The following is a 25,537-nucleotide window of genomic DNA, read 5'->3' on the forward strand; positions in this document are numbered from 1 at the left end:
GCGCCTTGAGCGTGTCCAGCAAGACGGCAGCGTCAAGCTCATCCGCTGTCTCTGTTTTCATGTCCATGACAGTGTTTTTCCTTGTACGGTGGGTGATGGCCGCCAGTGCGGCGCGTGTTGCGCGCTAAGCGTCGCTGGTCTGCATGAAGCGTTCGACCAGCGTCGTGGCCGGCAGCGGCTTGCTGTAGAAATAGCCCTGGTGCTCGTCGCAGCCGAGCTCCTGCAGGATGTCGAGCTGCTCCTGGGTTTCGACGCCTTCGGCCACCACGCGCAATGCCAGCGCGCGCGCCATCATCACGATGGCCGAGACGATGGCGTGGTCACCGAGGTCCTTGCCGAGGTCGCGCACGAAGGACTGGTCGATCTTGAGGATGTCGATCGGCAGCGATTTGAGCACCGACAACGAGGAGTAGCCGGTGCCGAAATCGTCGATGGCGATCGTGATGCCGCTGTCGCTGATCTGGCGCAGCACCGAGGATGCCTTGTCGACGTCCTCGATCAGCAGCGATTCGGTGATTTCCAGCTGCAGCGACGACGGCGGCACGTCGCAGCGCAGCAGGGCGCGGTGGATCACCTCGGGCAGGTCGGCGTACAGCTGCGGGATCGAGATGTTGACCGCGATCGGCAGGTTGGGAAAGCCCTTGGATGAATACTGCCAGGAGCGCGCCTGTTCGCAGGCGGCGGCGATGACCCATTCGCCGATCGGCACCACCTGGCCGGTTTCGACCGCGGCCTGCATGAACTGGCCGCCGGAGAGCAATCCCAGGCGCGGGTGGTGCCAGCGCAGCAGCGCCTCGACCCCGGCCACGCGGCCGCTTGCCGCTTCCACCTTGGGCTGGTAGTACAGTTCGAATTCGCCGTTTTCCAGCGCCTGCTGCAGCTCCTGCTCCAGCCGGCTGCGTTCGAGCATCTTCGTATTGAGCTCTTCGTGGAAGAACTGCACGCTGCCGCGCCGCTCCTGCTTGGCGTGGTACATCGCGAGGTCGGCGCTGCGCATGAGTTCATGCACCGAGGTGCCGTCCTGCGGGAACAGGCTGATGCCGACCGAGGCCGAGGTGGAGATGCTTTGCGAGCACACCGAGAATGGCACGGCGATGGCCTTGACGATCTTCCTGGCCACCTCCGCCGCCGCGTTATAGGACGGCAAGTCTTCCATCAGCACCACGAATTCGTCGCCGCCCAGCCGCGCCACCATGTCGGCGCCGCGCACGGCTTGCCGGAGGCGGTCGGCAGCCTGCAGCAGCAGTTCGTCGCCGGCATCGTGGCCGAGCGCGTCGTTGACGCTCTTGAACTTGTCCATGTCGAGAAACAGCAGCGCCAGCCGCTCGCCATGGCGCGAGGCACGCATGATCGCGTGTTCCAGATGCGCCGTCAGCGAACGCCGGTTCATCAGGCCGGTCAGAGCATCCTTGGTCGCCAGTTCGTTGGCGCGCTCCTCGGCCTGGCGGCGTTCCTCGATCTCCTTTTCGAGGGCGACATTGATGCGTCTGAGTTCTTCCATCTGCTGCACCTGTAGGTCACGGTTGATCAGGGCCAGCGTTTCTTTCTGCGACTGCAGCTGGAGATTTTTCTTGGCAAGCTCGATGAAGACGCCGACCTTGCTGTGGAGCATTTGGGGAATGACGGGGCTGATCAGGTAATCGACCGCACCATGCTGGTAACCCTTCAGCCGGTGCATTTCGTCGGCGTAATAGGCAGTGATGAAAATGATCGGCACGGCGGCCGAGCGCGGGTGCGAATGGATGGTGGCTGCCGTTTCGAAACCATCCATGCCCGGCATGCTGACATCGAGCAGAATCACGGCGAACTGCTGATCGAGCACCTTGCGCAGGGCTTCCGCGCCAGACATGGCCGTCACGACTTCGTAGTCGTCGGCGTGCGGACCGTTGATCAACAGGGTTTGCAGGGCAAGCAGGCTTGCAGGATGATCGTTGACCAGTAGTACTTTTGGCTTGAACAATTGATGGGCCTCACTGATGGCATAACACCGCCGCAAAAACCTCAAACAGATTGCCGCGCCTCCCCGTCCTTCCTGTTGCCGCGCAAGGGAGGCGCTCCAGCCTATATCACGGCTCGATCGATCCGACTGACGAAAACCGGCGTACCAGCGGCGATCCTCGCTGGCCCATCTGCCGGCTTCCATGTTTCTGGGCGTTATTAATAGAAATAATGGTTTTCTTTAGAAGCATGAATTGAGTCAACGTTCCCTTGCTTCATAAGAAAAAGTGCAGTGTTGTACTGAATAATTTCCATGCACCAATAAATCTTGCCTAGAAAATTCCAGTAGGAAATTTATGTTGGAAAAGGTAGGAAATAAAATGCCCTAGAGCAATCCAGGGCATGAGCCATGATGGCGCGCGACTGGCCTCAGTCGCGCTCAATTACTTTCGTTGACGCAACTTTGCGATGGGAAGCGATGTCAGGGGACACACTCAGTCGAGGAAATCCGCGTATTCCTTTTGCGCATAGCCGTTCAGATTCTGCCACGGCAGGGTTGTGGCCAGGACCGCCTGCGGCTTGACTTCGATGCGCCGGAAAACGCTGCCGTTTCGGTTGCCGCTCTCGACCACCAGCGGAATCCTCCGCTGCTCATCCCACAGCACGCGCTGGAAGATGCCATTCTTTTCCCGTTCATGCCAGCGTGCGCCGGGCGGCACTGTCGGCCGCGGCGACAGCGGCAGCGCCGCGACGGCCTGCGGGTCGACCAGGAAAAAGGCATTGCTCCAGGAGCCGTCGAAATTCACGTTGTCGTAATCGGTTGGCGCAATCGCGATGACTTCGCGCGCATGCGCGTCGATGAATTCCACGCGCGTCTTGTCGCCTGCGCGCACTACGTGACGCGGCAAAACCACATGGTTGAAATGCTTGTGCACGTGCGTGGCAGCGGTCGCCTTCGCTTCCGCGTCGACTGCGTGCGCAGGATCGTCGTGGCCGCGCACCGCCTCGCCCGGCAGCACGCGCGCCAACCACACATGGTCGCGCCGGCGCAGCATCCTTTCTTCGTAGCGGCTCTCGCGCAGCACCCCTTCGTCCGTCAGCACACGCGTGTAATAGCGGATCGACAGGTCGAGGTCCGGCCCCTGCGCAACCGGCGGTGCTTTCTGTGCGAATGTGGGCAGGGCCAGCAGCAACGCGCCGCAGGCGGCAAGGGCATGGCGGCGCACATGTTGGAGGGTAGGCGACATGGTTGCTCTCTTTCGAAAAATCATCGGGTGCTTCCTTGCCTCTTTTGGCGGCAAGGAAGCGGCACGCGCGGCGTCAGAAGCCGAACGCGCTCTTCAGCAAGCCGAACACCTTGGTGTTGTCCAGCGTGCCCTTGAACGGCTTGGCGCCGGCGCCGGTCGCCAGCAGCTTCACGTCGCCGCCGCCGTGCGTCTCGCTGGCCAGGCGCACGCCGCTTTCCTGCTGATACGCATCTGCCAGCACGGTGGCACTGTCGAGAGTGGTGCGCAGGTTGGGGCGATGCGGGCCATTGCCGAACACCAGCGTGGTGTAGGTGTTGCCGTCGGCATCGGTCGCCGCCTGACCGTCACGGTAGCTGCGGTTGATGTCGAGGATGGGATTGCCACGCTTGCCGTAGCCGTTGAAGGTCAGCGTATGGTCATGGTCGGCGGTCACCACGATCAAGGTGTTGGCCAGCGTCGGATCGGTTTGCTTCACCTTGTCCAAGGCTGCCTGCACCGCGTCGTCGAACGCGACGGTGTCGACCAGCGCGCGCTTGGCATTGGTCGCGTGCAGCGCATGGTCGATGCGCCCGCCCTCGACCATCAGGAAATAGCCGTTCGCATTCTGCGACAGGATGTCGATCGCCTTGACCGTCATCTCGGCCAGGCTCGGCTGGGTCGCGCCTTCGCCGGCGGGCGGCGTGGCAGTGCGGTCCAGTTCGTATTCCAGGTGGCTCTTGCTGCTGTACAGGCCGATGAATTTCTTGTTGTTCGGCGCGCCCGCCATGTCGGCCCTGGTGGCGGCCACCGTGTAGCCCTTGGCGGCCAGTTCGGCCAGCAGGTCGCGGCCGTCGGCGCGGCCCTTCGGATTGGTGGTCGCGTCATACGGCGTGAAATGGTTGCGCCCGCCGCCCATCAACACATCGACGCCGTCGCCCAGCGCCGTGTTGAAACCGGCGCCGCCCGGCACCGCCTGCGCCGCAATCGCGTACTGCGCATCGCGGTGGCAGATATGCGCATAGGTCGCCGCCGGCGTCGCGTGGGTCAGTTCCGTGGTGGTGATGGCGCCGACCGCCTTGCCCTTGGCCTTGGCCAGTTCGAGGATGGTGGCCGCCGGCGTGCCGTTCGACGCCGTGCAGTTGTTGATGGTGGCATTGCCGTTGGCGTCCTTGCCGGGCGCCACGGCGACCGTATTGGACGACATCGACAGCACTTCATTGTTCATCTTCACGCCGGTCATGTAGGCCGACATCGACGGCGCACTGTCGGTGGTCTGCGCGTCGTTCGAATACGTCTTGATGCGCGCGGTGCGCTCCAGCTTTTCGAAGTTCAGCGAACCTTCTTCCTTGTATTTGTAGATGCGCGCGGCGGTGATGGTGGTCGGCCCCATGCCGTCGCCGAGGAAGAAGATGACGTTCTTGGCTTCGCCGGCGGCGTATGCCGGGCTGGCGAGTGAAGCGGTCAGGGCGGCGGCGATGCCGGCCGCGACGAGTGTGCGTTTGATCATGTGTGATTCTCCTGTGGTCGGGGCGGCGTTACAGTCCGGCGGCGGTGCGGACCAGGTTGAACACTTGCGTGTTGTCGATCGTGCCGAGGAAGCCGTCGGCGCCCTTGCCGATGGCGCCGAGGAAGACGTCGGTGCCGCCGTGCGTCTCGCTGCCAGCCCCCATGCGCACCACCGCTTCCTGATGGTAGGTGTCAGCGCCAGCGGTGCTGTCGTCGAGGCTGGCGAGCGCAGCGCGGCTGCCCTGGGTGCGGTTTTCGCCGTTGCCGAAGCCGATGATGGTGTAGGGCGCACCGTCCAGGTCCTTGGCCACCGAGCCGTCCACATAGCTCTTCAACACGCCCAGCACGCCGGGGCTGCCGGCGGCAGTCTTGCCGGTGCGCTTGGCGTAGCCGTTGAGCACCAGCGTGTGGTCGTGATCGGCGGTGACCACGATCAGCGTGTTCTTCAGGGTCGGGTCGGCCACGCGCGCCTTGTCGATCGCAGCCTTGATCGCGTTGTCGAACGCGACCGTGTCCTGCAGCGCCTTCTTGGCGGTGGTCTCGTGCAGCGCATGGTCGATGCGACCGCCTTCGACCATCAGGAAATAGCCCTTGTCATTCTTGTTGAGGATGTCCATCGCCTTGGTCGTCATCTCGGCCAGGCTCGGTTCCTTGGCCGGATCGCGGTCCAGGTCGTAGCTCATGTGGCTCGCGGTAAACAGCCCGACCAGGCGCTCGGTCCTGGCCGGATCGAGCGCGCTGAACTCGGACGCATTGCCGGCATAGGCATAGCTCTTCGCCTTCAGCTCCTCGATCAGGTCGCGCCCGTCGACGCGCTTGCCGCCTTTGGCCGCCGGCAGGAAGAACTGCCTGCCGCCGCCGAGCACCACATCGATGCCGTTGACGCCCAATGCGGCATTGAAGCCGGCTCCGCCCGGCACCAGTGCGGCGGCGATGTCATTTTCCAGGTCGCGATGGCAGATGTGCGCATAGGTTGCCGCGGGCGTGGCATGGGTGATGCGGGTGGTGGTCACCACGCCGGCCGACAGGCCCTGGCTCTTCGCGATTTCAAGCAGGGTCTGCACCGGCTTGCCATTGTTGGAGCCGCAGGCATTGGCCAGCTTGTTGCCGTTCGCGTCGGCCACCGGATCTTTCGCGAGGGTGTCGGACGACATGGCCAGCACTTCGTTGTTCATCTTCACGCCAGTCATGTAGGCCGACATCGACGGCGCGCTGTCGGTCACCTGCGCGTCGTTGGAAAAGGTTTTCACGAACGCGGTTTCGGGCAGCGTATCGATGGTGAGTTCGCCATCTTCGCCCACCGCATAAATGCGCGCCGCGGTCATGGTCGTCATGCCCATGCCGTCGCCCAGGAAGAAGATCACGCGCTTGGGTTCTTCCGTCGTTTTCGTGGTCCCGCAAGAGCTCAGTAGCGCAGCCGATACCAAGACTGCGATGATTCGTTTTGCCAACATTTCTCACCTCCAGCTTGAAAAATTGCAAATGTAGCGGTGGAATGTGACGGCGAAATGAAACCGGCGTGACCGTTTGATGACGCCCTGCTGGCATTCAATGGCGTGCACGCGGCGTGCCTCGGATGTGGCGGGAAAGTACAATGATCGATTCGGCGGATGGCAGGCCGATAGCGGCGACGACGCCGGCAATCATTCGGTCTGTCGCCATGACGGCGTGAAATAAGGAAAGGAAAGCAAGATGAAACACCTGTCGCAATTCGTTCTGGCCGCGGCCCTCGGCCTGGCGTATGCCTGCATGGCGCAGGCCAGCGACGCGCACGAACACATGCATGCGCACGCCGATCACATGGCGGCGGCGCCAAGCGAGGGCGAAGTCAAGAAAATTGACAGGGAAGCGGGCAAGATCACGATCAAGCACGGCCCGCTGGAGAATCTCGGCATGCCCGGCATGACCATGTCGTTTCGCGTGGCGGATGCGGCGATGCTGGCCCAGGTGAAGACCGGCGATCGGATCAGGTTCGTCGCCGATAAGGTTGGCGCCGCCTACACGGTCACGCAGCTGGAAGTCGTCAAGTAAGGCGGCAGGCGCGCCAGAGCACCAGAAGAGGCGCGGGCATGCCGCGCCCGGCACGCCCGTTTGGCAAGGACGTTAATCCTTCGAGAACTGCTTGCCGGAGAAGTCGACCGTCACGAGATTGCCATCCATTTTTCCCATGCCGGGCGAATTGGCCGGCATGCCGGGTGCCGCGACGCCATGCACCTTCGGCTGCGCGATCAGCTTTTTGATGGCGGCGACCGGCACGTGGCCTTCGACTACTTGGCCGGATGCGTCCAGCACGGCGGTATGGCAGGATTCGAGCTGGTCCGGCACGCCGAGGCGCTTCTTGATGGCGGACATGTCGTTGGAATTGACCGCCTTGACCTTGTAGCCGGACTCGCGCAGGTACGCAATCCAGCCTTCGCAGCAGCCGCAGTCCGGGTCTTTATACACGGTGATCGCTTCGCCGTAGGCTTGCGCAACGGTGGAGGCAACGGCAAGCGTTGCGGCAATCATCAGCTTCTTCATCGGGGAAATTCCATTCATCAAATTCAGCCGGCGCGCGTAGTTAAGCGCCGGCACATCACGGCTTTCGGCATGGCTCAATTCAAGCCTTGCCGTCTTCCGACTGTTACGGCAACACCAGGTTCACGCTTTTCTCGATCGGCGGATAGCAAACGCCCAATTTTTCCTGGCAACCCTGGTACGACGCCACCAGCGTGACGGCCTTGCCCTTGGTGCCCTTGTCGAGTGAGATCTCGACCGGCACCGCCTTCTTGTACACTTCGGTGCGCCCCAAGATCAAGTCGTTCTTCAACTCGCCGGCCGGCAGTTTCACGGCGCGGATGGCGGCGTCGCCGCTCTTGAGCGTGAAGCGGATTCTTTCCTTGTACAGGTAGTAACCGTTTGCCGGCACCAGCTCGGCCGTCACGGTGCCGCCGCTTTTGGCCGACACTTTCAGCTTGAATGCCTCGTCCGGCTCCAGCAATGCCTCTTCCTTGGTGCCGGATAAGGCGCTCGCCAGCTTTCCCTGCAGGCCCGGTGCCTGCGACTGCTGCGCCGGCGCGTGTACGCTCCAGCCGAGCGCGCAAAGCGCGAGCAACAGGCTCGCGCAACGTTGTTTGATCTGCATTGCATCTCCTTCAGGGTGTGCGGAATTCGGGGACGGCATGCCGTTTCGTCATGCCTGCCTTTGCGGCGCATGCATCATTGTCCCATCATCGCGCGCGACGTGCTGCGCGACAAAAGAGTAAAGCGCGAAGATGCTTGTTTGCGCATCCCCGCGCCAAGCGGCTGCTGTTGCCGCCCCGCACACCAAGAGGGAAGACAGAGGCGGCGCGCTAGCCGTTCGCGCCGGAGACGGCGCGGCTGTCAGCCTCGTCCAGGTCGGATTCGGCGAGTGTCATCCATTCGTCGCGCAGGTAATTCGTCGGCACGAGGGCGAGCAAGATGATCATCAGCCAGAACAGGGCCAGCCCGAGCGATTCGAGCCAGTGCCATTCCATTGCATGGGTCCACATCATCGGTCTTCCTCCTGGTTGGGCTGAGTGCGTCGTCGTGGTTGCGTCCCGCTTGTGGCAAGGCGCGCGCGACGACATGATTCATGATTTCTTTTTACCGATTTGACACTGAAATCTCCTTGATGCGCGTCAAGCGAAAAGTGCTCCACCGACGCGCCTGCCTTCCGGCGCCTTGCCCGCCCGATCCGGAGGGCGCTATTGACATTCGCATTTCAGGGCCGCTAGCATGCGACGACTATGCGCCTGATCCGCTTCTTCCTGATATTGCTGATAAGCGTCGCGCTGCCGTTCACCAATGTGGCCGCAGCCGCGATGGTGCATTGCGCGCAGGCAGCCGGCGGTATCAAACAAGTCGCCGCGGCACAAGCGGACGATAGCGGCCTGCATGCCCATCATCATCATGCGATGCAGGCACAGCAGCCGCAGCAAGCTAAGGCGGATCATCACCAGCACCATGCATCCGGCAAGTCTGCCAAAAGCGGCGACGCATGCAGCCAGTGCTCCTACTGCCAATCGTGCGCTGCAGCGTTTTTCCCCGCCGCCGACAGCCGCATGCCGTCATTTTCCGCGTCCGACATCAAGCCCGGCCTGGTTGCCGGCGCAGCGCCCAACCCCCACCTCGATCCACTCTTTCGGCCTCCGCGCCTGGCCTTCGCCTGAGCGCGAAGGCGTGCGATTTCCCGGCGCAATCCGTTTGCGCATCGCCTACTGTAGCTACTGACATTCGATCGGCCAGCCGATCTCGCACTGGCTCGACCCTCTGCTGTCCGGCGTGAGTACACATTGCTTGTCGGCCAACATGCCGGCAAGCGCATTCAATTGAAAGGAGCATCAAATGAAATTACTTAAACTGTTCGTGGTGGCATTGAGCATCGGCGCCGCCGGCGTGGCAGCGGCGCATTCCAACGATTATCTCGATACCGTGCAAGCGCCCAACGGCGGCCAGCTGCGCATGGCCGGCGGCTATCACTATGAACTGGTCATCAAGCCGGCCGGCAAGGACAGTGCGAACGAGGTGCTGGTGTACGTCACCGATCACGCCGGCAAGGAAATCAGCGTCGCCGGCGCAACCGGCACGGCAACCATCCTGTCGAACGGGAAAGCCACCGTGCAGCTCAAGCCGGAAGGAAAGAACCTGATGAAAGGCGCGGGCAATTTCGCAACGAGCCCGAACCTGAAGGCTGTCGTCTCCATCGGACTGGCCGGACAGCAGCCGGAACAGGCGCGGTTTACGCCGTTCGCCACCAAGTTGGCGGAAAGCGACCACATGCATCACCATTAAACTGCCGCACCGCGCAGGCCGGCGCTGTTACGGCAAGGGGCGAGGCAATGACTTGCCTTGCCCGCATTCGCCTCAGGCATGCCCGGCCGCCATCGCGCCGGCACCTTTGGCGCCGCCCGGCATCGCACCGGAAGCCATGCGCCGGCATTCCTCCGCACAACGGCGGCACGCCTGCGCGCAGCGCTGGCAATGTTCCATCTGGTGCTGCCCGCACTCCTCGCCGCAGGCGTCGCATATTTCTGCGCACGCATTGCACACCATGCCCGCAAATTCGCTGCCGCGCGCCATGTAGGCCGCCGCCAGGCGGCAAATCTGGGCGCAATCCATATCCAGCTTGATGCAGCGTGCCATTGCCTTGACATCCTGTTCGCTCAAGCAAGCTGCCGCGCAATGGTCGCAGGCATCCGCACAGGCATTGCATTCGTCGATACACGATTGAAACTGTTCGTGGGCCATCACAATCTCCTCAAAATCGGTTGAAGGTCGCCGGCCTCGCCCGGCCGGTCCCGCCATGAAGCAAGCGGCATTCCAGTGTCATGCGAGGTCTTCCTGCGCCACCAGCATCTCGCCGAAGCGCTCGGCCGGCAGCGGCGCGCTGTAGTAATAGCCCTGCACCTTGTCGCAACGGCGCTCGCGCAGGAAGTCGAGCTGGTCGGCCGTTTCCACGCCCTCGGCGATCACTTCCAGGCGCAGCGTATGCGCCATGTGGATGATGGCTTCGATGATGGCGGCGTCATCGGGATCGGTGGTGATGTCGCGCACGAAGCTCTGGTCGATCTTGATGGTGTCGATCGGCAGGCGCTTGAGGTAGGAAAGGCTGGAGTAGCCGGTGCCGAAGTCATCGATCGACAGCCGCACGCCCATTTCCTTCAACGTGGTGAGCCAGGCGATCGCCTTTTCCTCGCCGTGGATGGCGACGCTTTCGGTGACCTCGAATTCGAGGCAGTCGTGCGGCAGGTCGAGTTCGCCGAGCGTGGAAGTCACCTCGTCGAGAAATCCCTCCTGGTGCAGCTGCACGGCCGACAGGTTGATCGCGATCGGGATCATGCCGATGCCCGCCAGCTGCCATTCGCGGTTCTGGCGGCAGGTTTCGCGCAGCACCCAGCTGCCGATCTGGCGGATGATGCCGCTTTGCTCGGCCACGGCGATAAACTGGCCGGGCGACAGCAAGCCGAGCGCCGGGTGCTGCCAGCGCACCAGCGCTTCGGCGCCGATGATCTGGCCGCTGGAAAGGTCGACCTTGGGCTGGTAGTACACCACGAATTCATTGTGCTCGACGGCACGCCGCAGGCCGCCTTCGAGCTGCACGCGGCGCGCCACGGCGTCGGTCATCGCCTGGGTGAAGAACTGGAAGTTGTTGCGGCCCGACGCCTTGGCGTGATACATGGCCATGTCCGCATGCTTGGTCAGCGTCTCGGCATCGCGCCCGTTCTCGGGATAGATGGCGATGCCGATCGAGCCGCCGACGTGGACTTCGTGTGCGCCGATGCGGTCGAGGCCGGCCAGCGCATCGAGCAGCTTGCGCGCCACCCCGGCGGGCGCGAAGTCGTCGCTGATGTCGGGCATCATGATGATGAATTCGTCGCCGCCCTGGCGGCACACGGTGTCGCTGCCGCGCGTGGCGCCGACGAAGCGCCGCGCGATCTGCTTGAGCAGCTGGTCGCCGATTTCATGGCCGAGCGAATCGTTGACATGCTTGAAGTGATCGATGTCGATGAACAGCAGCGCCAGCCGTTTCTGCTCGCGCGCGGCAAGCGCCAGCGCATGGTCGAGCCGGTCGTTCAGGAGCGCGCGGTTCGGCAGGCCGGTCAGCACGTCGTGGTTGGCGAGGTAGGTCATCTGGTTTGCCGCCTGGCGCGCGGCGCTCACGTCATGGAACACCAGCACCGCGCCGAGCACGTTGCCGTCGTGGTCGAGCAGGGGCGCGGCCGAGCTTTCGACCGCGTATTCGCTGCCGTTGCGACCGATCAGCAGCGTGTCGCCGGCCACCTTGCACACCTCGCGGTGCGCCAGCGCCAGCCCGACCTGGCAGGGCGCCTGTTCGCGGCTTTTTTCATTGACGATGCAAAATACCGCGCCGATCGGGCGGCCGACGGCTTCTTCGCTGCGCCATCCCGTCATGCGCTGCGCGACCGGGTTGAGGTAGGTGATGCGGCGCTCGGTGTCGGTGGCGATCACGCCGTCGCCGATCGATTTCAGGGTCACCTGCGCGCGCTCCTTTTCGGCCTGCAGGTCGCGCTCGATGCGCTTTCTAGATTCGACTTCGGCCTGCAGCCGGTGGTTCGCTTCCAGCAGTTCGCGCGTGCGCGCATCGACGCGCTGCTCAAGCGTCGCGTTGAGCGCGGCGAGCCTGCTTTCGGCGGCCTTGCGCTCGGCGACCTGGTGCTCCAGTTCGCGGATCGCATCCTGCAGCTGGGACGCGCTGGGCAGCTTGAGCGCCTTCGGGATCAGCGGCCACATGATAACGGCGGTGACCACCGAGACGGCGGCCGTGGCCAGCCGCAGGGTCGCATCAAGCCAGTAGTCCGGGTGCCAGATGGTCCAGATCGACAGCAGGTGGGTTGTACCGCAAAAGAAGATGAACATCGAAAACAGCTTGAACATCCAGTTGAACTCGATGTCGGCGCGCTTGCGCACGAAGTAGGTCAGAGCCGCCGGAATCGAGTAGTAGGCCAGACCGATGCCGCCGTCGCCCAGGATGTAGCTCCACAGCAGGGATGGCGTCCACAGGTAGCAGTGGCCATGCGGCATGAAGCCTTCGCTGCCAAGCCATTGATGAAGCGTGTCGAACATGAAGGTCTCCTCCGGCAGTGCCGATGCGCCTGCCTTTCGGCTCGAGAGCCCGCCCCGTGTCGATGTCTTGTTGCACGCCCACCTCCATGCGCGGGATTGCGGCGTACCGGCTTACAACAGCGGTGATCAAACCAGGGCTGCCACCGGCATGGATGTGGCCGCGATAAAACGCTTGGTTTTTCGACCAATCAATAACGGCTAGGTTCAGGAGAGGAAATCCTGCCGACACGAAAAAGTATCTTTATGGCAGTAGATAAATCCTGGGAGAAATCATTGCTATGCCAGTTGGAAATAAAAATCGGCCGGGGTGCCCGCGATTCAAAAGATTGGCTCTTTAAGTCATCAATTGAGCCTACAAGGCGGCAAGTGCTGCGTATAAATTATCAATTCGCCAAGTACCATGCGGCACGCTGTTCAATGTGATGGACAGTCGTGCTTTCCAATCCGCACAGCCGCCCGTTTCCAGACATTGCCGGCTGCCGGAAGTCCCCAAGAGAGAACCATGAAACGATTGCTCAAATTTTCCCCACTGGTGCTGTTGCTGTGCGCGTTGTCGGCGCGCGCGCTCGAAGCACTGCCGACGGCGTGGATGGACCCGCCGCACACGTTCCGCATCGAAGTGCTTCAAGTCACCGACATCGAACCCTATCAGCAATCGCTCGACGGCTTTTTGGCCACGCTCGAGGAAAACGAGATCGAACAGGGCAAGAACCTGGACATTCACCGCGTCAAGATCGACTTCGATATTGAAAAGGGCGGATTCTGGGACAAGGTCGGCGTGCTGTTCCGCGTGCGTCAGGAAGCGCTGCGCATCGTCAACAGCAAGCCGGACCTGGTCTTGACCATCGGCACCCCGGCCACCAAGTATGCGCGCGCGATTCTGGAAGATGCGCATATCCCCGTCGTGTTTACCGCAGTGGCCAATCCGCTCGACGCCGATTGCCCGTCGCTCTCCGACGGCGGCCCGGGCGTGACCGGATCGACGCTGTACATGGACATGGCTGAATCGCTCAAGATCGTGCGCGAAGTCTTCCCTGCCATTCAGCGTATCGGCATGGTCCACACCGACGACGAGAATGGCGTGGCGCACGTGGCGGCGGCCAAGGCGAAAGCCGAGGAATGGAAGTTCGCCGTGTCGTCGCGCCAGGTGAACAAGCGCGACAGCATCATCCCTTCGCTGAAGGAACTGTATGACCAGGGCAACGGGGTGCAGATGTTCGCCGTGCCGCTCGATACCTATTACGGCTTGCGCCGCTACGAGCCGACCATCGACCTGAGCGATTTCAGCTCGGAACTGCGGATTCCGATCATCTCGCTGGCCATGGTGCGGGTGCCGGGCGCGGTGCTGTATGTCGGCGCCGACTTCCGCGCGGTCGGCAGCCTGGCCGGCACCCAGGCCGTCAAGATCCTCAAGCGCCGCACCAAGCCCGACGTGCTGCCGGTGCTGAGGCAGGCCAAGCCGACCGTGCTGCTCGACCCGGCGCGCGCCCATGCGCTCGATCTCCTGCTGCCGTCGTCGGTGGTCGACAGAAAGCTCCCGGTCAAGGACGGCTTCTGGCAAGTCCGGCTCGGCGACTGAGGCTCCAAAACAAAAAAACCGGTGCGCAGCCGGTTTTTTTTCAGCCTGGCTTGCCGGCAAGGCGATCCTACCGGATCGGCAGCTTGGTCGTGTTCTTGACCTCTTCCATCACCGCATAGGTGTGCGTCTCGCGCACGCCCTTCAGCTGCAGCAGCGACTTGCCGAGGAATTCGCGGTAGGCATTCATGTCCTTGACGCGCGCCTTGACCAGGTAGTCGAAGCCGCCGGCCACCATGTGGCATTCCTGCACTTCGGGGATCACCTGCACGCTGCGCTTGAACGCTTCGAACACTTCCGGCGTGGTGCGGTCGAGCACCACTTCGATGAACACCAGCAGCGACACGTCCAGCAATTGCGGATTGAGCTGCGCGGTATAGCCGAGGATGTAGCCGGCTTCCTGCAGCTTGCGCACGCGCTCGAGGCAGGCCGCAGGCGACAGGTTGACGCGCGACGCCAGCTCGACATTGCTGATACGGCCATCGTTCTGCAGTTCGGAAAGGATCTTCTTGCTGATCTTGTCGAGCATGGCGCTTTTACCAAAAATTTTGTTCGGAAAGATTCTCCCACAAAATACAAAATTTCGATACGCGCTTTCATTACCAGAATTAATCCTTAGGAATCATCACTACAATCAAATCATCATTTTTCAGTGATTTGAATGGATTCCTATGTTGATTGCTTCTCGCGAAGTTACCCCTTCCATCGTTCCATTTGCCGCTTTGCATGACGAAGTGCTGCACAATGCCACGCCCCTGCGCGCCGCCATCACGGCCGCATACCGGCGCGACGAACGCGAAGCCGTGCAATGGCTGTTGTCGCAGGCGCGCGACAACGACATCGCGCACAGCCGCGTCCAGGCACTGGCTTCCGACCTGGTGCAGACCGTGCGCGAAAAGCGCACGCGCGCATCCGGCGTGGACGCATTGATGCATGAATTTTCGCTGTCGTCGGAAGAAGGCGTGGCATTGATGTGCCTGGCCGAAGCGCTGTTGCGCATTCCCGACCACCAGACCGCCGACCGCCTGATCGCCGACAAGATCAGCAAGGGCGACTGGAAGCGCCACCTGGGCGAGTCGCCTTCGCTGTTCGTCAACGCCGCCACCTGGGGCCTGCTTATCACCGGCAAGCTGGTTTCCACCAACAGCGAACAGGGCCTCGGCTCCGCGCTCACCAAGCTGATCGCCAAGGGCGGCGAGCCGCTCATCCGCAAGGGCGTCGATCTCGCCATGCGCATGCTGGGCAACCAGTTCGTCACCGGCCAGACGATTGCCGAAGCGCTGACCAACAGCCGCGACAACGAGGCGCGCGGCTACCGCTATTCGTACGACATGCTGGGCGAAGCGGCGCTGACCGAGGAAGACGCGGCGAAATACTACCGCTCGTATGAAGAGGCGATCCATGCGATCGGCCGCGCCTCCAACGGGCGCGGCATCAAGGATGGCCCCGGCATCTCGGTCAAGCTGTCGGCATTGCATCCGCGCTATTCGCGCGCGCAGCGCGGCCGCACGATGGACGAGCTGCTGGCGAGCCTGAAGAAGCTGCTGCTGCTGGCCAAGCAATACAACATCGGCCTGAACATCGACGCGGAAGAGGCGGACCGCCTGGAGCTGTCGCTCGACCTGATGGAAGCGCTCGCGTTCGACCCGGACCTGGCCGGCTTCGACGGCATCGGCTTCGTGGTGCAGGCTTATCAAAAACGCTGCCCGTTCGTGATCGATTACCTGGCCGACCTGGCCCGCCGCAGCAAGCGCAAGTTCATGGTGCGCCTGGTCAAGGGCGCGTACTGGGACGCCGAAATCAAGCGCGCGCAAGTCGACGGCATGCCGGGCTATCCGGTCTATACGCGCAAGGTCTACACCGACGTGTCCTACCTGGTTTGCGCGCAAAAGCTCCTGGCCGCGGCCGACGTGATCTACCCACAGTTCGCTACCCACAACGCGCACACCCTGTCGTCAATCTACGTGTGGGCCCAGGAGCAGGGCGTCAAGGACTACGAATTCCAGTGCCTGCACGGCATGGGCGAAACGCTGTACGACCAGGTGGTGGGCGAGGAAAACCTGGGCAAGCCGTGCCGCATCTACGCGCCGGTCGGCTCGCATGAAACGCTGTTGGCCTATCTGGTGCGCCGCCTCTTGGAAAATGGCGCCAACTCGTCCTTCGTCAACCAGATCGTCGACGAAAACGTCGCCATCGACACCCTGATCGCCGACCCGCTCGCGGCCGCGAAAAAGCTCGGCGGCGAGCCGCACCAGAACATCGCCTTGCCGGTGAAGCTGTTCGGCGGCGAACGCAACAATTCGGCCGGCGTCGATCTGAGCAACGAGAACACGCTGCGCGACATCGACGCGGTATTCCAGGGCTTCTCCACCCATCAGTGGCAGGCCGCCCCCCTGCTGGCAGACGGCACCGTCACCGGCACCGCGCAAGCAGTGCTCAATCCGGCCGACCGGCGCGATATCGTCGGCACGGTGGTCGAAGCCGGCACCAATGAGGTCGAACGCTCGCTCGACGCCGCTGCACAGTATGCCGCCGACTGGCAGACCACGCCGCCGTCGCAGCGTGCCGCCGCACTGGTGCGCGCTGCCGACCTGTTCGAGCAGAACCAGTTCGAGCTGCTGGCGCTGACGATTCGCGAAGCGGGCAAGTCGCTGCCGAACGCGATCGCCGAAGTGCGCGAAGCGGTCGACTTCCTGCGCTACTACGCCGCCCAGGTGGTCAACGAGCCGAATGCCGCCGCGCTCGGCCCGGTGGTGTGCATCAGCCCGTGGAACTTCCCGCTGGCGATCTTCACCGGCGAGGTCAGCGCCGCGCTGGCCGCCGGCAATGTGGTGCTGGCAAAGCCCGCCGAGCAGACGCCGCTGATCGCGCACCGCGCGGTGCAATTGCTGCATGAAGCCGGCGTTCCGCGCGGCGCGCTGCAGCTGCTGCCGGGACGCGGCGAGACGGTCGGCGCCAAGCTCACGGCCGACTCCCGGGTGCGCGGCGTGATCTTCACCGGTTCCACCGAAGTCGCGCAGCTAATCAACCGCACGCTGGCCGCGCGCAGCGTCAGCGAAAAGCACGAGATTCCGCTGATCGCCGAAACCGGCGGGCAGAACGCGATGATCGTCGATTCCAGCGCGCTGCCGGAACAGGTAGTGCAGGACGTGCTGGCTTCCGCCTTCGACAGCGCCGGCCAGCGCTGCTCGGCCCTGCGCGTGCTGTGCCTGCAAGCCGACATCGCCGACAAGACCATTAAGATGTTGAAGGGCGCGATGCAGGAACTGGTCATCGGCAATCCGGACCGCCTGGCGACCGACGTCGGCCCGGTGATCGACGCCGAAGCGCAGCAAAACCTGCTGCGCCACATCGACCACATGAAAGCGCGTGCGGTCGACTTCTACCAGCTGCCGCTGCCGGCCGACTGCGGCAACGGCACCTTCGTCGCGCCGACCGTGATCGAGATCGCCTCGCTGTCGGAACTGCAGCGCGAAGTGTTCGGTCCGGTGCTGCACGTGCTGCGCTACAAGCGCGACCAGCTGCCGCAGCTGATCGACGCCATCAACGCCACCGGCTACGGCTTGACGCTCGGCGTCCACTCGCGCATCGACGAGACGATCGACTTCATCAGCACGCGCGCGCACGTCGGCAACATCTACGTGAACCGCAACATCATCGGCGCGGTCGTCGGCGTGCAGCCGTTCGGCGGCGAAGGCAAGTCCGGCACCGGCCCGAAGGCCGGCGGCCCGCTGTACCTCAAGCGCCTGCAGCGCAATGCGGCGGTGGCGCGCGCGGCGCATACCATCCATACGCCTCAGAACGCCACCCACACCATCCTCGACAGCCTGGTGTGGTGGGCCGGCCTGCACGGCCACGAGCGTATCGTCACGCTGGCCGAAGCCTACCTGCACGAGTCGCTGCTCGACACCATGCTGGTACTGCCGGGGCCGACCGGCGAGCGCAACACGCTGTCGTTCGCGCCGCGCGGCGCCGTGCTGTGCGCGGCATCGACCGTCGACGCCTTGCTCAACCAGCTGGCAGCCGTTCTCGCGACCGGCAACAAGGCGCTGGTGGCGGCGGAGTCGGCCAGCCTGCTGCCGGCGGGCCTGCCGCCGGCAGTGCGCGATGCAGTCGCCGTGCTGTCGGCAGGCGACGTCGCAAAGGCGGTCATGCAGATGGCGCTGGTGGACGCGGCGCGCGCGCCGCAACTGCTGCCGCTCCTGGCAGCGCGCGAAGGCGCGCTGGTGCCTCTGGTGGAAACATCGGACATCGATCCGATTCCGCTGTGGCGCCTGGTGGCCGAGCGCGCGCTGTGCGTCAACACCACGGCGGCCGGCGGCAACGCCAGCCTGATGACGCTGCAGGCGTAAGCAGCACCCCGCTCCCGGCAGCAGCCGGGAGCGGTCCTCAGTTCAGCATCGAAGCCGGCGCCACGCTGTCGCGATAGCGCGCCGGCCCATCCCTCAATAGCGCCTCGAACTCTTCCGGCAGCACCGGCCTGGAAAACAGGTAGCCTTGCGCATAGTCGCAGCCGACGGCCTTCAGGATGCGGCACTGTTCTTCCGTTTCCACGCCCTCGGCGATCACCTTGATGCCGAGCTTGTGCGCCATCACAATCATCGCTTCATAGAGCGCCACGCTTTCCGATTCGGGCGCCAGGTCGAGGATGAAGGAACGGTCGATTTTCAGGTAGTCGATGTCGAGCTTGCTGAGGTAGGACATCGACGAATAGCCGGTGCCGAAGTCGTCGAGCGCCACGCCGGCGCCGGCTTCGCGAAAGCGCAGGATCTGGTTGGTGATGGCGGTGCTGGTATCGAGCAGCAAGCCTTCCGTGATTTCCACCGAAATAGCGCTGGCCGGCACGCCCATGTCGTGCAAATACCGGAACCAGCCATGGTGGTCGATGCCGCTGTTGCGGTACTGCACCGGCGACGTGTTCAGGCTGACCACCAGCTGCGGATAGCGCTCGCGCCAGCGCGACAGCTGCCATGCCACTTCGCGGAACACCCAGTCGCCAATCTCGACGATGAGGCCGGTCTCTTCGGCGATCGGGATGAACTCGGCCGGGCTGACCATGCCCCGGGTCGGATGCTGCCAGCGAATCAGCGCCTCGGCCTTGGAGATGGCGCCGGTGGACAAGTCCACGATCGGCTGGTACTGCACGCGGAACTGCCGGTCCGCCAGCGCCAGGCGCAAGTCGCTGATCAGGCGACGCCGCGCCTGCGCCTCTTTCTGCATGCACGGCGTGAAGTAGTGGAAGCGGTTGCGCCCCAGGTTCTTGGCGGCGTACATCGCCTGGTCGGCATTCTTGAGCAAGTCCTCGATCTCGGTGGCATCGTCCGGATAGAACGTGATGCCCAGGCTGGCCGACACGTAGGCGATCTCGTCGCCGAGGACAAACGGCTCGGCCATGCTTTTCAGGACATCCTGCACGATGCGCTCGACATTGTTCGGCTGGTTCAGCTCGCCCAAGATGATCGTGAACTCGTCGCCGCCCAGCCGCGCCACCGTGTCGGACTCGCGCACGCAGCGCGACAGGCGCTGCGCTGCCTGCTGCAGCAACTTGTCGCCGACGGCGTGGCCGAGCGTGTCGTTGACTTCCTTGAAGCGGTCCAGATCGATGAAAATCAGCGCCATCGGCAGCGCCGCGCGGTGCGACTTGCGGATTTCCTGCTCCAGCCGGTCGCGGAACATCAAGCGGTTCGGCAAGCCGGTCAGGGAATCGAAGTTCGCCTGGCGCCATACCAGGTCGTCGGTCCTTTTCTTGTGCGTGATGTCGGAAAACAGCGCGATGCGGCGGAACACCGTGCCGTTTGGATGGTAGACGGTGTTGATGGTCAGCCATTCGGCATACACGTCGCCGTTCTTGCGGCGGTTCCAGATCTCGCCCTGCCAGTAGCCGGTGCTGGAGATGGCGCGCCACATCGCTTCATAGAATTCGCGGTCCTGGCGCCCCGAGCGCAGGATGCTGATGCGCTGACCGACGACTTCTTCCCGCTGGTAGCCGGTGATCCTGGTAAAGGCGGGATTGATGTCGATGACCAGGCCGTTGGCGTCGGTGATGGTCATTGCCTCCCCGGTGTTCTGGTACACCATGGTCGCCATGCGGGTGGTCGCTTCGGCCTGCTTGCGTTCCGTAATGTCGAGCATCATGCCGATCGTGGCCGGTTTGCCGTCCAGGCGCATGACGGAACCGAACACCTCGACGTCGAACACGCTGTCGTCCTTCCTGCGTGCGCGCCGCTCGTAACGCACGCTCTGGGCGTCGCCGCGCAGGCGCTTGCGCACGTTCGATTCCACCAGGTTGTGGTCACCCTCCGGCACCAGATCATAGACGCCGACCGATTCCAGCATCGCGTCGCGCTCATAGCCGAACATGCTGGCCATCTTCGCATTGACGAAGCGAAAGTGCCCATCCTGCACGACATACACGCCCACCATCGAATTTTCGGCCAGCCCGCGAAACATCGCTTCCGCCTGCGACAGGCTCTGGTGTTCCAGCTCGAGCTTGCCGATCAGCGCGCCGATGCGCTGCGCCGCGTAGTTGAAGGCATCGGCCAGCTGGCCCATTTCATCGTCGGCGCGATAGCCGACACGCACGTGGTAGTTGCCTTCCGCCAGTTCGCGGCTGCGCCGCGCAAGCTTGCGCAAGGGGTAGACGACGCGAATGCGGATCAGCATGAACACCCCCGCCAGCCCCAGCACGTCCACCAGCAACAACACGTACACGGTGGTGAGGGCCTGCTCCTGGCGCTGCTGCGCATCCAGCGTCAGCGATTGCAGCAGCCCTTCGGCGCCGGAGAGCATGCGCGCAGCCCCTTCCGTGATTTCGGCGAGCTGCGCCGCGCTGGCGTTGGCGGTGCCTGCGCCGGCCAGCAGTGATTCGATGTAGGCGCGGTAGCCGCTCCAGTCGTGCCGGATCTGCGCCAGCTGTGCGTGCTGCTGCGCCGTGAGCGGCTTGATGGCATGCCCGAATACTTGCTTGCCCTGCGCGAGAGTCGTGAGGGCGGCCTCGTAGTCGGCGATGTCGCTTTCGGCGATGCCCCTGCCGGCGCTCCAGCCGTGCAGCGTATTGCTGGTGTTGAGCGCGATTTTCTGGCTCAGGAAGCGCAGCTTCCCTGCGACGTTGACCGTTGCGGCCACGCCATTGAATTCCGTGAGCATGGCGCGCACGACAATGACATTGGCCACTCCCAGCAGCACGAGCACCAGGAAGATGAGGCCGATTTTCTGGCTGAGCGCGGCGCGCGCGCGGGGCATGGCCGCCGGTTCGTCAGGGATCGGCTGGCTTGGCACTAACTGTTCCGTCATGATTTTTTCATTAAACAGGAGGGCGCGCAGTGCCCGCCCATAACCAGTATCGGCTGACGCCCGCTTGCAAGAATCGGGGCGACAGCAACCATACACGCTAGTTACTGCACAGAAATATAGCTACTATTCTCGCATTGTTGATTTGTGTCAATATTGTTAATGGAAGGTAATACTTTTTGACTAGCCTGAATGGCGGGGCAGGGTGTGCGAAGGGATCGGCAAGACCGCAGCGGCAGTGAACCATGTCCTGCACCGCCCGCGTCTTGAACTCCTGCATGTTTGGCAAGTCTTACAAACATGTCTCGCACGGCGAAAATTCTGACCTGGAGTGGCGGCGGGCTGCTCGCGATTCTCGTTATCGCCGTCGTCGTGCTATTGAATTTCGACTGGAACAGCATCAAGCCGTGGATCAGCACCCGCGTCAGCGAATCGACCGGGCGCCACTTCGACATCCGCGGCGACCTGTCGCTGACCTGGCATGCGCCACAAGGCGCGCAAGGCGGCTGGCGCGACTGGATTCCATGGCCGCGCCTGAATGCCAAGGATGTCATCTTCGGCAATCCTGACTGGGCGACCGAGCCGACCATGGCGCAAGCGCGCCAAGTGACCTTCTCGGTCAGCCCGCTGGCGCTGCTGCGGCACGACATCGTCATCCCTTCGCTGGCGCTGGACGAGCCGCGGCTCTTCCTGCAGCGCGCCAAGGATGGCCGCAACAACTGGACCTTCCAGTCGTCCGGCAAAGCGTCGGCCTGGCGGCTCGACTTGCAGCGCCTGATTTTGAGCAAGGGCTCGCTGCATCTGGTCGATGTCATCAAGCGCGCCGACATCCGGGCCCAGATCGATACCCTGGGCGGCGATGGCAGCGACTACCGCATCGGCTGGAAGGTGGCCGGCACCTTCAATGGCGAACCGGTTTCCGGCAACGGCAGGGCGGGCTCGGTGCTGTCGCTGCGCGAACAAAAGGCGAAGTACCCGATCGACGCCACGGTCCATATCGGCAAAACCACGATCGATGCCGAGGGCACGCTGACCGAGCCGACCAAGCTCGGCGTGCTCGACCTGCGCCTGAAGCTATCCGGCGTCTCCATGGCGCAGCTGTATCCGATCATTCATGTGGTGCTGCCGGAAACGCCGCCTTTCTCGACCGAGGGCCACTTGCAAGGCGCACTCAATGACCTGGGCGGCGACTGGCGTTATGAAAAATTTTCCGGCAAGGTCGGCAGCAGCGACTTGTCCGGCAGCCTGTATTTTAAGGCGCGCAAGCCCCGGCCGCTGCTGGAAGGCACGGTCGAATCAAGCTACCTGAACTTCAAGGATCTCGCGCCCTTGGTCGGCGCCGATTCGGAAAAGAGCAAGGAGCAGCGCAACGCGAAAGTCGATCAGCCCAAAGACAAGGCCTTGCCGGTGGAAACCTTCAAGACCGACCGCTTGGCCAGCATCGACGCGGACGTGCAATTCACCGGCCGCAAGATCGTGCGTGAAAAGCAGTTACCGATCGATCACCTCGTCACCCGCATCCAGTTACAGGATGGCGAATTGACGCTGGCGCCCTTGAAGTTCGGCATCGCCGGCGGCAACCTGGTGTCGAACCTGAAAATCCTTGGCAAGAGCAAGCCGATGAAAGCGGAATTGAAATTGACGGCGCGCCACTTGAAGCTGAAACAAATGTTCCCGACGGTGAAAGAAATGCAAGCCAGCCTCGGCGAAATCAATGGCGAAGCCGCGTTGAGCGCGACCGGCAATTCGGTGGCCGCGCTGCTGGGGTCGTCCGACGGCGAAATCCGCGCCGTCATCAACCAGGGTACGGTCAGCAAGCTGCTGCTGGAAGAAATGGGCTTGAACATCGGCACCATCATCGCCACCAAGCTCTTTGGCGACAAGCAGGTGCAGATCAATTGCGCCGTCAACGACTTCAAGGTGGAAAACGGCACCATGCAGACGCGCGCCTTCGTGATCGACACCCAGGATGCGACGATTTACGTCAACGGCCAGATCAATCTCGCCAAAGAACAGCTGGCGCTGGAGATCCGCCCCGACAGCAAGGGCATGCGCCTGATCTCGCTGCGCTCACCACTGTACGTCAAGGGTTCGTTCAAGCATCCGGACGTCGGCGTCGACAAGGGCGTGTTGGCGGCCAAGGCTGGCGGTGCCATCGCGCTGGGCGTATTGGCGCCGGTGGCCTCGGCATTGATCCCGCTGATCAATGTCGGTCCCGGCGAGAAAAGCGAGTGCGGCAGCTTGCTGGCGCAGGCCGGCGAGAAGCCGGTCGCGGCAGCGCCAAACGCGGGCGAGCAGGCAAGCGGACGATGACGCTCAGGCCGTTGCGCCCTCCGCGCACAAGCGCTTGACGATGCCGAACGCATAACGCGCGGCAACCCGTTCGATGAATTGCATGAAATCGACCGGCGCATCTTCATTGGCTGCATCCGACACGGTGCGGATGACGGCGAACGGTACACCGAATTCGAAGCAGACTTGCGCCACCGCCGCACCTTCCATTTCCACCGCCAGCAGGGGCGGCAAGGCTTGCTTCAACTCGGCCAGCTTGCTGCGGCTGTCGATGAATTCGTCGCCGCTGGCAATCAAGCCACGATGCACGCGCGGCTGATGCAGGCGAAAGGCATCGATATCCTGCGCCGCGACCAGCGCGCGCAAATCCATCCCGACGAAATCCTGTGCCGCTTTCGCTAACCGGTTGGTCAGGCCAAGGTCGGAAGCAAAGTGCGATTGCCCCGTCAAGGGCACCTCGAAACGCGGAAACAGCGGCGTGGTATCCATGTCGTGCTGCACCAGCGCGTCGGCCACCACGATATCGCCCACGCGCACCGCCCGGTCCGCCGAACCGGCCACGCCGGTAAACACGATATGGGTGACACCGAAGCGTTCGATCAGCGTGGCAACGGTCGCGGCGGCAGCCACCTTGCCCACGCGCGACAGCACGCAGACGCAATCCATGCCCCACAGGCTGCCGGTGACGTACTCGCGCATGGCGCGCGTGACGCTGCGCCGGTCTTGCATCAAGTCGATCAAGCCATGTTGTTCATGTTGCAAGGCACTGATGACGCCGAGACGGAAAGGAGGGGAAATCATGGGAAGGGATCTTTATATTCGGCGTTTACCACGTACTGCGCAACGTGCTGATTTGAGGCAATCCCGTAGCGTAGAACGGTGCACGGGTTTGTGCAACTGCGGCTGATGAAGGGAATACGGTTTTAATTTAAAAGTCGATATATATGAATAGTAATAGTGGTTAACGCCGCCGTGCGCCTGTGGATAACTTGGTAAACCGCTGGGAAATCAGCAGTTTAAGAATTGCATAAAACCTTTGATAAAGCCTGTATGGCGCAAGGACAGTTTCGGGACAAAAAATCGGATGTGGATAGTTATTCTTGTTATCCCCAATGGTTCAAGCGGAAATTCAATGACTTATCCACAGGCGTAGTGGCAACAATTCGTCGAATTAATATCTATTTGTCATTCATTGCCCCATAACGCTTGCAACAATGCAAAGACGGTGGCGATCGTCGGTTCGTTCTTGCGCTTGGCCAGTGCAATGAAAGACAGCTCGGTCGACAGGCTGACCTTGTCGGCGATCACCAAGCCATGCGCATGCGCTTCGCGCAGCGCGATCGACTCGCGCATCAGCGACAGGCCCACGCCCGACTTCACCAGGTCCAGCATCGACGGCTCCTGGTCGACCAAGGCCACCTTGTTCGGCGTGACCTTGTAGTGCCCGAAGGTCTTGGTGAGCAGACGGTGGTGGGCCGATTCGGGCGGCGTCCACAGCCAAGGCAGCTTCGCCAGCGCCGGCCAGTCGCGGCCGGCAACGCGCGTCTTCCAGCCCGGCGGCGCGACTACGTTGTAGGTAAACGAAGTCAGCCGCAGCGCATGAAATTCCTTGCTGGGCGTGCCAAGGAAATAGCCGACGTCGAGCGCGCCGGCCTTGACCTGCTGCAGCACCCAGCCCGACATCCCGTGCTGCAGCTGGGTCGACAGCTGCGGATAGTTTTCCACCAGCCTTTTCAGGAAGGGGCCGAGCCGGATGAATTCCGGGTCGAGGATGGTGCCGATCGACAGCCGCCCCGACAGCGTCGAATGCAACGCCGCCGCGCCCTGGCGGAATTCGGCCACGCTGTCCATGACGCGCTCCGCGAACGGCAGCAGCTTGGCGCCGTCGTCGGTCAGGGTCATGCCGGACGGCGTGCGGGCAAACAGTTGCAGGTTCAGTGCGCTTTGCAGCGATTTGATTTGCAGGCTGACCGCCGGCTGGGTCAGGTGCAGGCGTTCGGCGGCGCGCGTGAGGTTGCCTTCGCGGGCCACCGTGACGAAGGCGCGTAATTGGGTCAAGTCCATGCCATGCATTATAAAACCCGCTTATAACATTCTTGATAAGAACTCATTGGATTTGCGG

19 protein-coding genes are annotated in these 25,537 nt (G+C 62.8%); 6 read left to right on the forward strand and 13 right to left on the reverse strand.

Annotated features, from left to right (window positions below; translation table 11 throughout):
- Window positions 1-124: 124 nt before the first annotated feature.
- The 4 genes from TSA66_RS02875 to TSA66_RS02890 form a co-directional block, all read right to left on the reverse strand.
- Entirely contained in the window at window positions 125-1,960 is a 1,836-nt protein-coding gene (locus TSA66_RS02875; protein WP_232429389.1) for a putative bifunctional diguanylate cyclase/phosphodiesterase, read from the reverse strand.
- A 472-nt stretch (window positions 1,961-2,432) separates the two neighbouring features.
- Window positions 2,433-3,185: a hypothetical protein gene (locus tag TSA66_RS02880; protein WP_232429390.1), complete on the reverse strand. Its 753-nt coding sequence runs from the start codon at window positions 3,183-3,185 to the stop codon at window positions 2,433-2,435.
- A gap of 73 nt (window positions 3,186-3,258) precedes the next feature.
- Window positions 3,259-4,671, reverse strand: coding sequence for an alkaline phosphatase (locus TSA66_RS02885; protein ID WP_040038908.1), 1,413 nt, complete (start codon window positions 4,669-4,671; stop codon window positions 3,259-3,261).
- Window positions 4,672-4,699: 28 nt separating this feature from the next.
- Window positions 4,700-6,124 (reverse strand): alkaline phosphatase, encoded by a 1,425-nt coding sequence (locus tag TSA66_RS02890; RefSeq protein WP_040038909.1) that lies wholly within the window; start codon window positions 6,122-6,124, stop codon window positions 4,700-4,702.
- Window positions 6,125-6,362: 238 nt separating this feature from the next.
- On the opposite strand from TSA66_RS02890, the gene TSA66_RS02895 reads away from it, so the two are divergent.
- Window positions 6,363-6,701: a copper-binding protein gene (locus tag TSA66_RS02895; RefSeq protein ID WP_040038910.1), complete on the forward strand. Its 339-nt coding sequence runs from the start codon at window positions 6,363-6,365 to the stop codon at window positions 6,699-6,701.
- A gap of 72 nt (window positions 6,702-6,773) precedes the next feature.
- On the opposite strand, the gene TSA66_RS02900 is transcribed toward TSA66_RS02895, so the two are convergent.
- The 3 genes from TSA66_RS02900 to TSA66_RS02910 form a co-directional block, all read right to left on the reverse strand.
- Window positions 6,774-7,190 carry a DUF411 domain-containing protein gene (locus TSA66_RS02900; protein WP_040042128.1) on the reverse strand — a complete coding sequence of 139 codons (417 nt, stop codon included), beginning with the start codon at window positions 7,188-7,190 and terminating at the stop codon, window positions 6,774-6,776.
- A 103-nt stretch (window positions 7,191-7,293) separates the two neighbouring features.
- Window positions 7,294-7,794 carry a protein-disulfide reductase DsbD N-terminal domain-containing protein gene (locus tag TSA66_RS02905; protein WP_040038911.1) on the reverse strand — a complete coding sequence of 167 codons (501 nt, stop codon included), beginning with the start codon at window positions 7,792-7,794 and terminating at the stop codon, window positions 7,294-7,296.
- A 208-nt stretch (window positions 7,795-8,002) separates the two neighbouring features.
- A complete protein-coding gene (locus TSA66_RS02910; RefSeq protein WP_040038912.1) occupies window positions 8,003-8,185 on the reverse strand; it encodes a hypothetical protein in 183 nt (60 codons plus the stop codon).
- 234 nt (window positions 8,186-8,419) lie between these two features.
- On the opposite strand from TSA66_RS02910, the gene TSA66_RS02915 reads away from it, so the two are divergent.
- On the forward strand, window positions 8,420-8,842 hold the full coding sequence (locus TSA66_RS02915; RefSeq protein ID WP_040038913.1) for a hypothetical protein: 423 nt from the start codon (window positions 8,420-8,422) through the stop codon (window positions 8,840-8,842).
- 175 nt (window positions 8,843-9,017) lie between these two features.
- Entirely contained in the window at window positions 9,018-9,464 is a 447-nt protein-coding gene (locus tag TSA66_RS02920) for a hypothetical protein (protein WP_052452061.1), read from the forward strand.
- A gap of 72 nt (window positions 9,465-9,536) precedes the next feature.
- Here the strand turns inward: TSA66_RS02920 and TSA66_RS02925 are convergent, their stop codons facing one another.
- Complete coding sequence (locus tag TSA66_RS02925) at window positions 9,537-9,920, reverse strand: four-helix bundle copper-binding protein (RefSeq protein WP_040038914.1); 384 nt, start codon at window positions 9,918-9,920, stop codon at window positions 9,537-9,539.
- A gap of 78 nt (window positions 9,921-9,998) precedes the next feature.
- A complete protein-coding gene (locus TSA66_RS02930; protein WP_040038915.1) occupies window positions 9,999-12,257 on the reverse strand; it encodes a putative bifunctional diguanylate cyclase/phosphodiesterase in 2,259 nt (752 codons plus the stop codon).
- 502 nt (window positions 12,258-12,759) lie between these two features.
- Between TSA66_RS02930 and TSA66_RS02935 the strand changes: the two genes are divergently transcribed.
- The gene (locus tag TSA66_RS02935) at window positions 12,760-13,836 is read left to right on the forward strand and encodes an ABC transporter substrate-binding protein (protein ID WP_040038916.1); all 1,077 of its coding nucleotides are present in this window, start codon (window positions 12,760-12,762) and stop codon (window positions 13,834-13,836) included.
- 67 nt (window positions 13,837-13,903) lie between these two features.
- Here the strand turns inward: TSA66_RS02935 and TSA66_RS02940 are convergent, their stop codons facing one another.
- Window positions 13,904-14,362: an Lrp/AsnC ligand binding domain-containing protein gene (locus TSA66_RS02940; RefSeq protein WP_040038917.1), complete on the reverse strand. Its 459-nt coding sequence runs from the start codon at window positions 14,360-14,362 to the stop codon at window positions 13,904-13,906.
- Between the two features lie 142 nt (window positions 14,363-14,504).
- On the opposite strand from TSA66_RS02940, the gene putA reads away from it, so the two are divergent.
- Complete coding sequence (gene putA, locus TSA66_RS02945) at window positions 14,505-18,185, forward strand: trifunctional transcriptional regulator/proline dehydrogenase/L-glutamate gamma-semialdehyde dehydrogenase (RefSeq protein WP_040038918.1); 3,681 nt, start codon at window positions 14,505-14,507, stop codon at window positions 18,183-18,185.
- A gap of 37 nt (window positions 18,186-18,222) precedes the next feature.
- Here putA and TSA66_RS02950 read toward each other — a convergent pair whose 3' ends face one another.
- The gene (locus tag TSA66_RS02950) at window positions 18,223-21,126 is read right to left on the reverse strand and encodes an EAL domain-containing protein (RefSeq protein ID WP_052452062.1); all 2,904 of its coding nucleotides are present in this window, start codon (window positions 21,124-21,126) and stop codon (window positions 18,223-18,225) included.
- Between the two features lie 297 nt (window positions 21,127-21,423).
- On the opposite strand from TSA66_RS02950, the gene TSA66_RS02955 reads away from it, so the two are divergent.
- On the forward strand, window positions 21,424-23,436 hold the full coding sequence (locus TSA66_RS02955; protein WP_052452063.1) for an AsmA family protein: 2,013 nt from the start codon (window positions 21,424-21,426) through the stop codon (window positions 23,434-23,436).
- Between the two features lie 3 nt (window positions 23,437-23,439).
- Here the strand turns inward: TSA66_RS02955 and TSA66_RS02960 are convergent, their stop codons facing one another.
- A complete protein-coding gene (locus TSA66_RS02960) occupies window positions 23,440-24,216 on the reverse strand; it encodes a 5'-methylthioadenosine/adenosylhomocysteine nucleosidase (RefSeq protein WP_040038919.1) in 777 nt (258 codons plus the stop codon).
- Between the two features lie 384 nt (window positions 24,217-24,600).
- Window positions 24,601-25,479, reverse strand: coding sequence for a LysR family transcriptional regulator (locus TSA66_RS02965; RefSeq protein ID WP_040042132.1), 879 nt, complete (start codon window positions 25,477-25,479; stop codon window positions 24,601-24,603).
- Window positions 25,480-25,537: the final 58 nt, after the last annotated feature.

This window comes from Noviherbaspirillum autotrophicum, assembly GCF_000818395.1.
GTDB lineage: Bacteria > Pseudomonadota > Gammaproteobacteria > Burkholderiales > Burkholderiaceae_D > Noviherbaspirillum > Noviherbaspirillum autotrophicum.

Bases quoted from the DNA above. Each gene is read 5' to 3' on its own strand.
- TSA66_RS02915 (WP_040038913.1), top strand. From the start codon at position 8,420: ATGCGCCTGATCCGCTTCTTCCTGATATTGCTGATAAGCGTCGCGCTG.
- TSA66_RS02965 (WP_040042132.1), bottom strand. From the start codon at position 25,479: ATGGACTTGACCCAATTACGCGCCTTCGTCACGGTGGCCCGCGAAGGC.
- TSA66_RS02930 (WP_040038915.1), bottom strand. From the start codon at position 12,257: ATGTTCGACACGCTTCATCAATGGCTTGGCAGCGAAGGCTTCATGCCG.
- TSA66_RS02950 (WP_052452062.1), bottom strand. From the start codon at position 21,126: ATGACGGAACAGTTAGTGCCAAGCCAGCCGATCCCTGACGAACCGGCG.
- TSA66_RS02880 (WP_232429390.1), bottom strand. From the start codon at position 3,185: ATGTCGCCTACCCTCCAACATGTGCGCCGCCATGCCCTTGCCGCCTGC.
- TSA66_RS02940 (WP_040038917.1), bottom strand. From the start codon at position 14,362: ATGCTCGACAAGATCAGCAAGAAGATCCTTTCCGAACTGCAGAACGAT.
- TSA66_RS02885 (WP_040038908.1), bottom strand. From the start codon at position 4,671: ATGATCAAACGCACACTCGTCGCGGCCGGCATCGCCGCCGCCCTGACC.
- TSA66_RS02925 (WP_040038914.1), bottom strand. From the start codon at position 9,920: ATGGCCCACGAACAGTTTCAATCGTGTATCGACGAATGCAATGCCTGT.
- TSA66_RS02955 (WP_052452063.1), top strand. From the start codon at position 21,424: ATGTCTCGCACGGCGAAAATTCTGACCTGGAGTGGCGGCGGGCTGCTC.
- TSA66_RS02910 (WP_040038912.1), bottom strand. From the start codon at position 8,185: ATGATGTGGACCCATGCAATGGAATGGCACTGGCTCGAATCGCTCGGG.
- TSA66_RS02900 (WP_040042128.1), bottom strand. From the start codon at position 7,190: ATGAAGAAGCTGATGATTGCCGCAACGCTTGCCGTTGCCTCCACCGTT.
- TSA66_RS02920 (WP_052452061.1), top strand. From the start codon at position 9,018: ATGAAATTACTTAAACTGTTCGTGGTGGCATTGAGCATCGGCGCCGCC.
- TSA66_RS02935 (WP_040038916.1), top strand. From the start codon at position 12,760: ATGAAACGATTGCTCAAATTTTCCCCACTGGTGCTGTTGCTGTGCGCG.
- putA (WP_040038918.1), top strand. From the start codon at position 14,505: ATGTTGATTGCTTCTCGCGAAGTTACCCCTTCCATCGTTCCATTTGCC.
- TSA66_RS02960 (WP_040038919.1), bottom strand. From the start codon at position 24,216: ATGATTTCCCCTCCTTTCCGTCTCGGCGTCATCAGTGCCTTGCAACAT.
- TSA66_RS02895 (WP_040038910.1), top strand. From the start codon at position 6,363: ATGAAACACCTGTCGCAATTCGTTCTGGCCGCGGCCCTCGGCCTGGCG.
- TSA66_RS02890 (WP_040038909.1), bottom strand. From the start codon at position 6,124: ATGTTGGCAAAACGAATCATCGCAGTCTTGGTATCGGCTGCGCTACTG.
- TSA66_RS02905 (WP_040038911.1), bottom strand. From the start codon at position 7,794: ATGCAGATCAAACAACGTTGCGCGAGCCTGTTGCTCGCGCTTTGCGCG.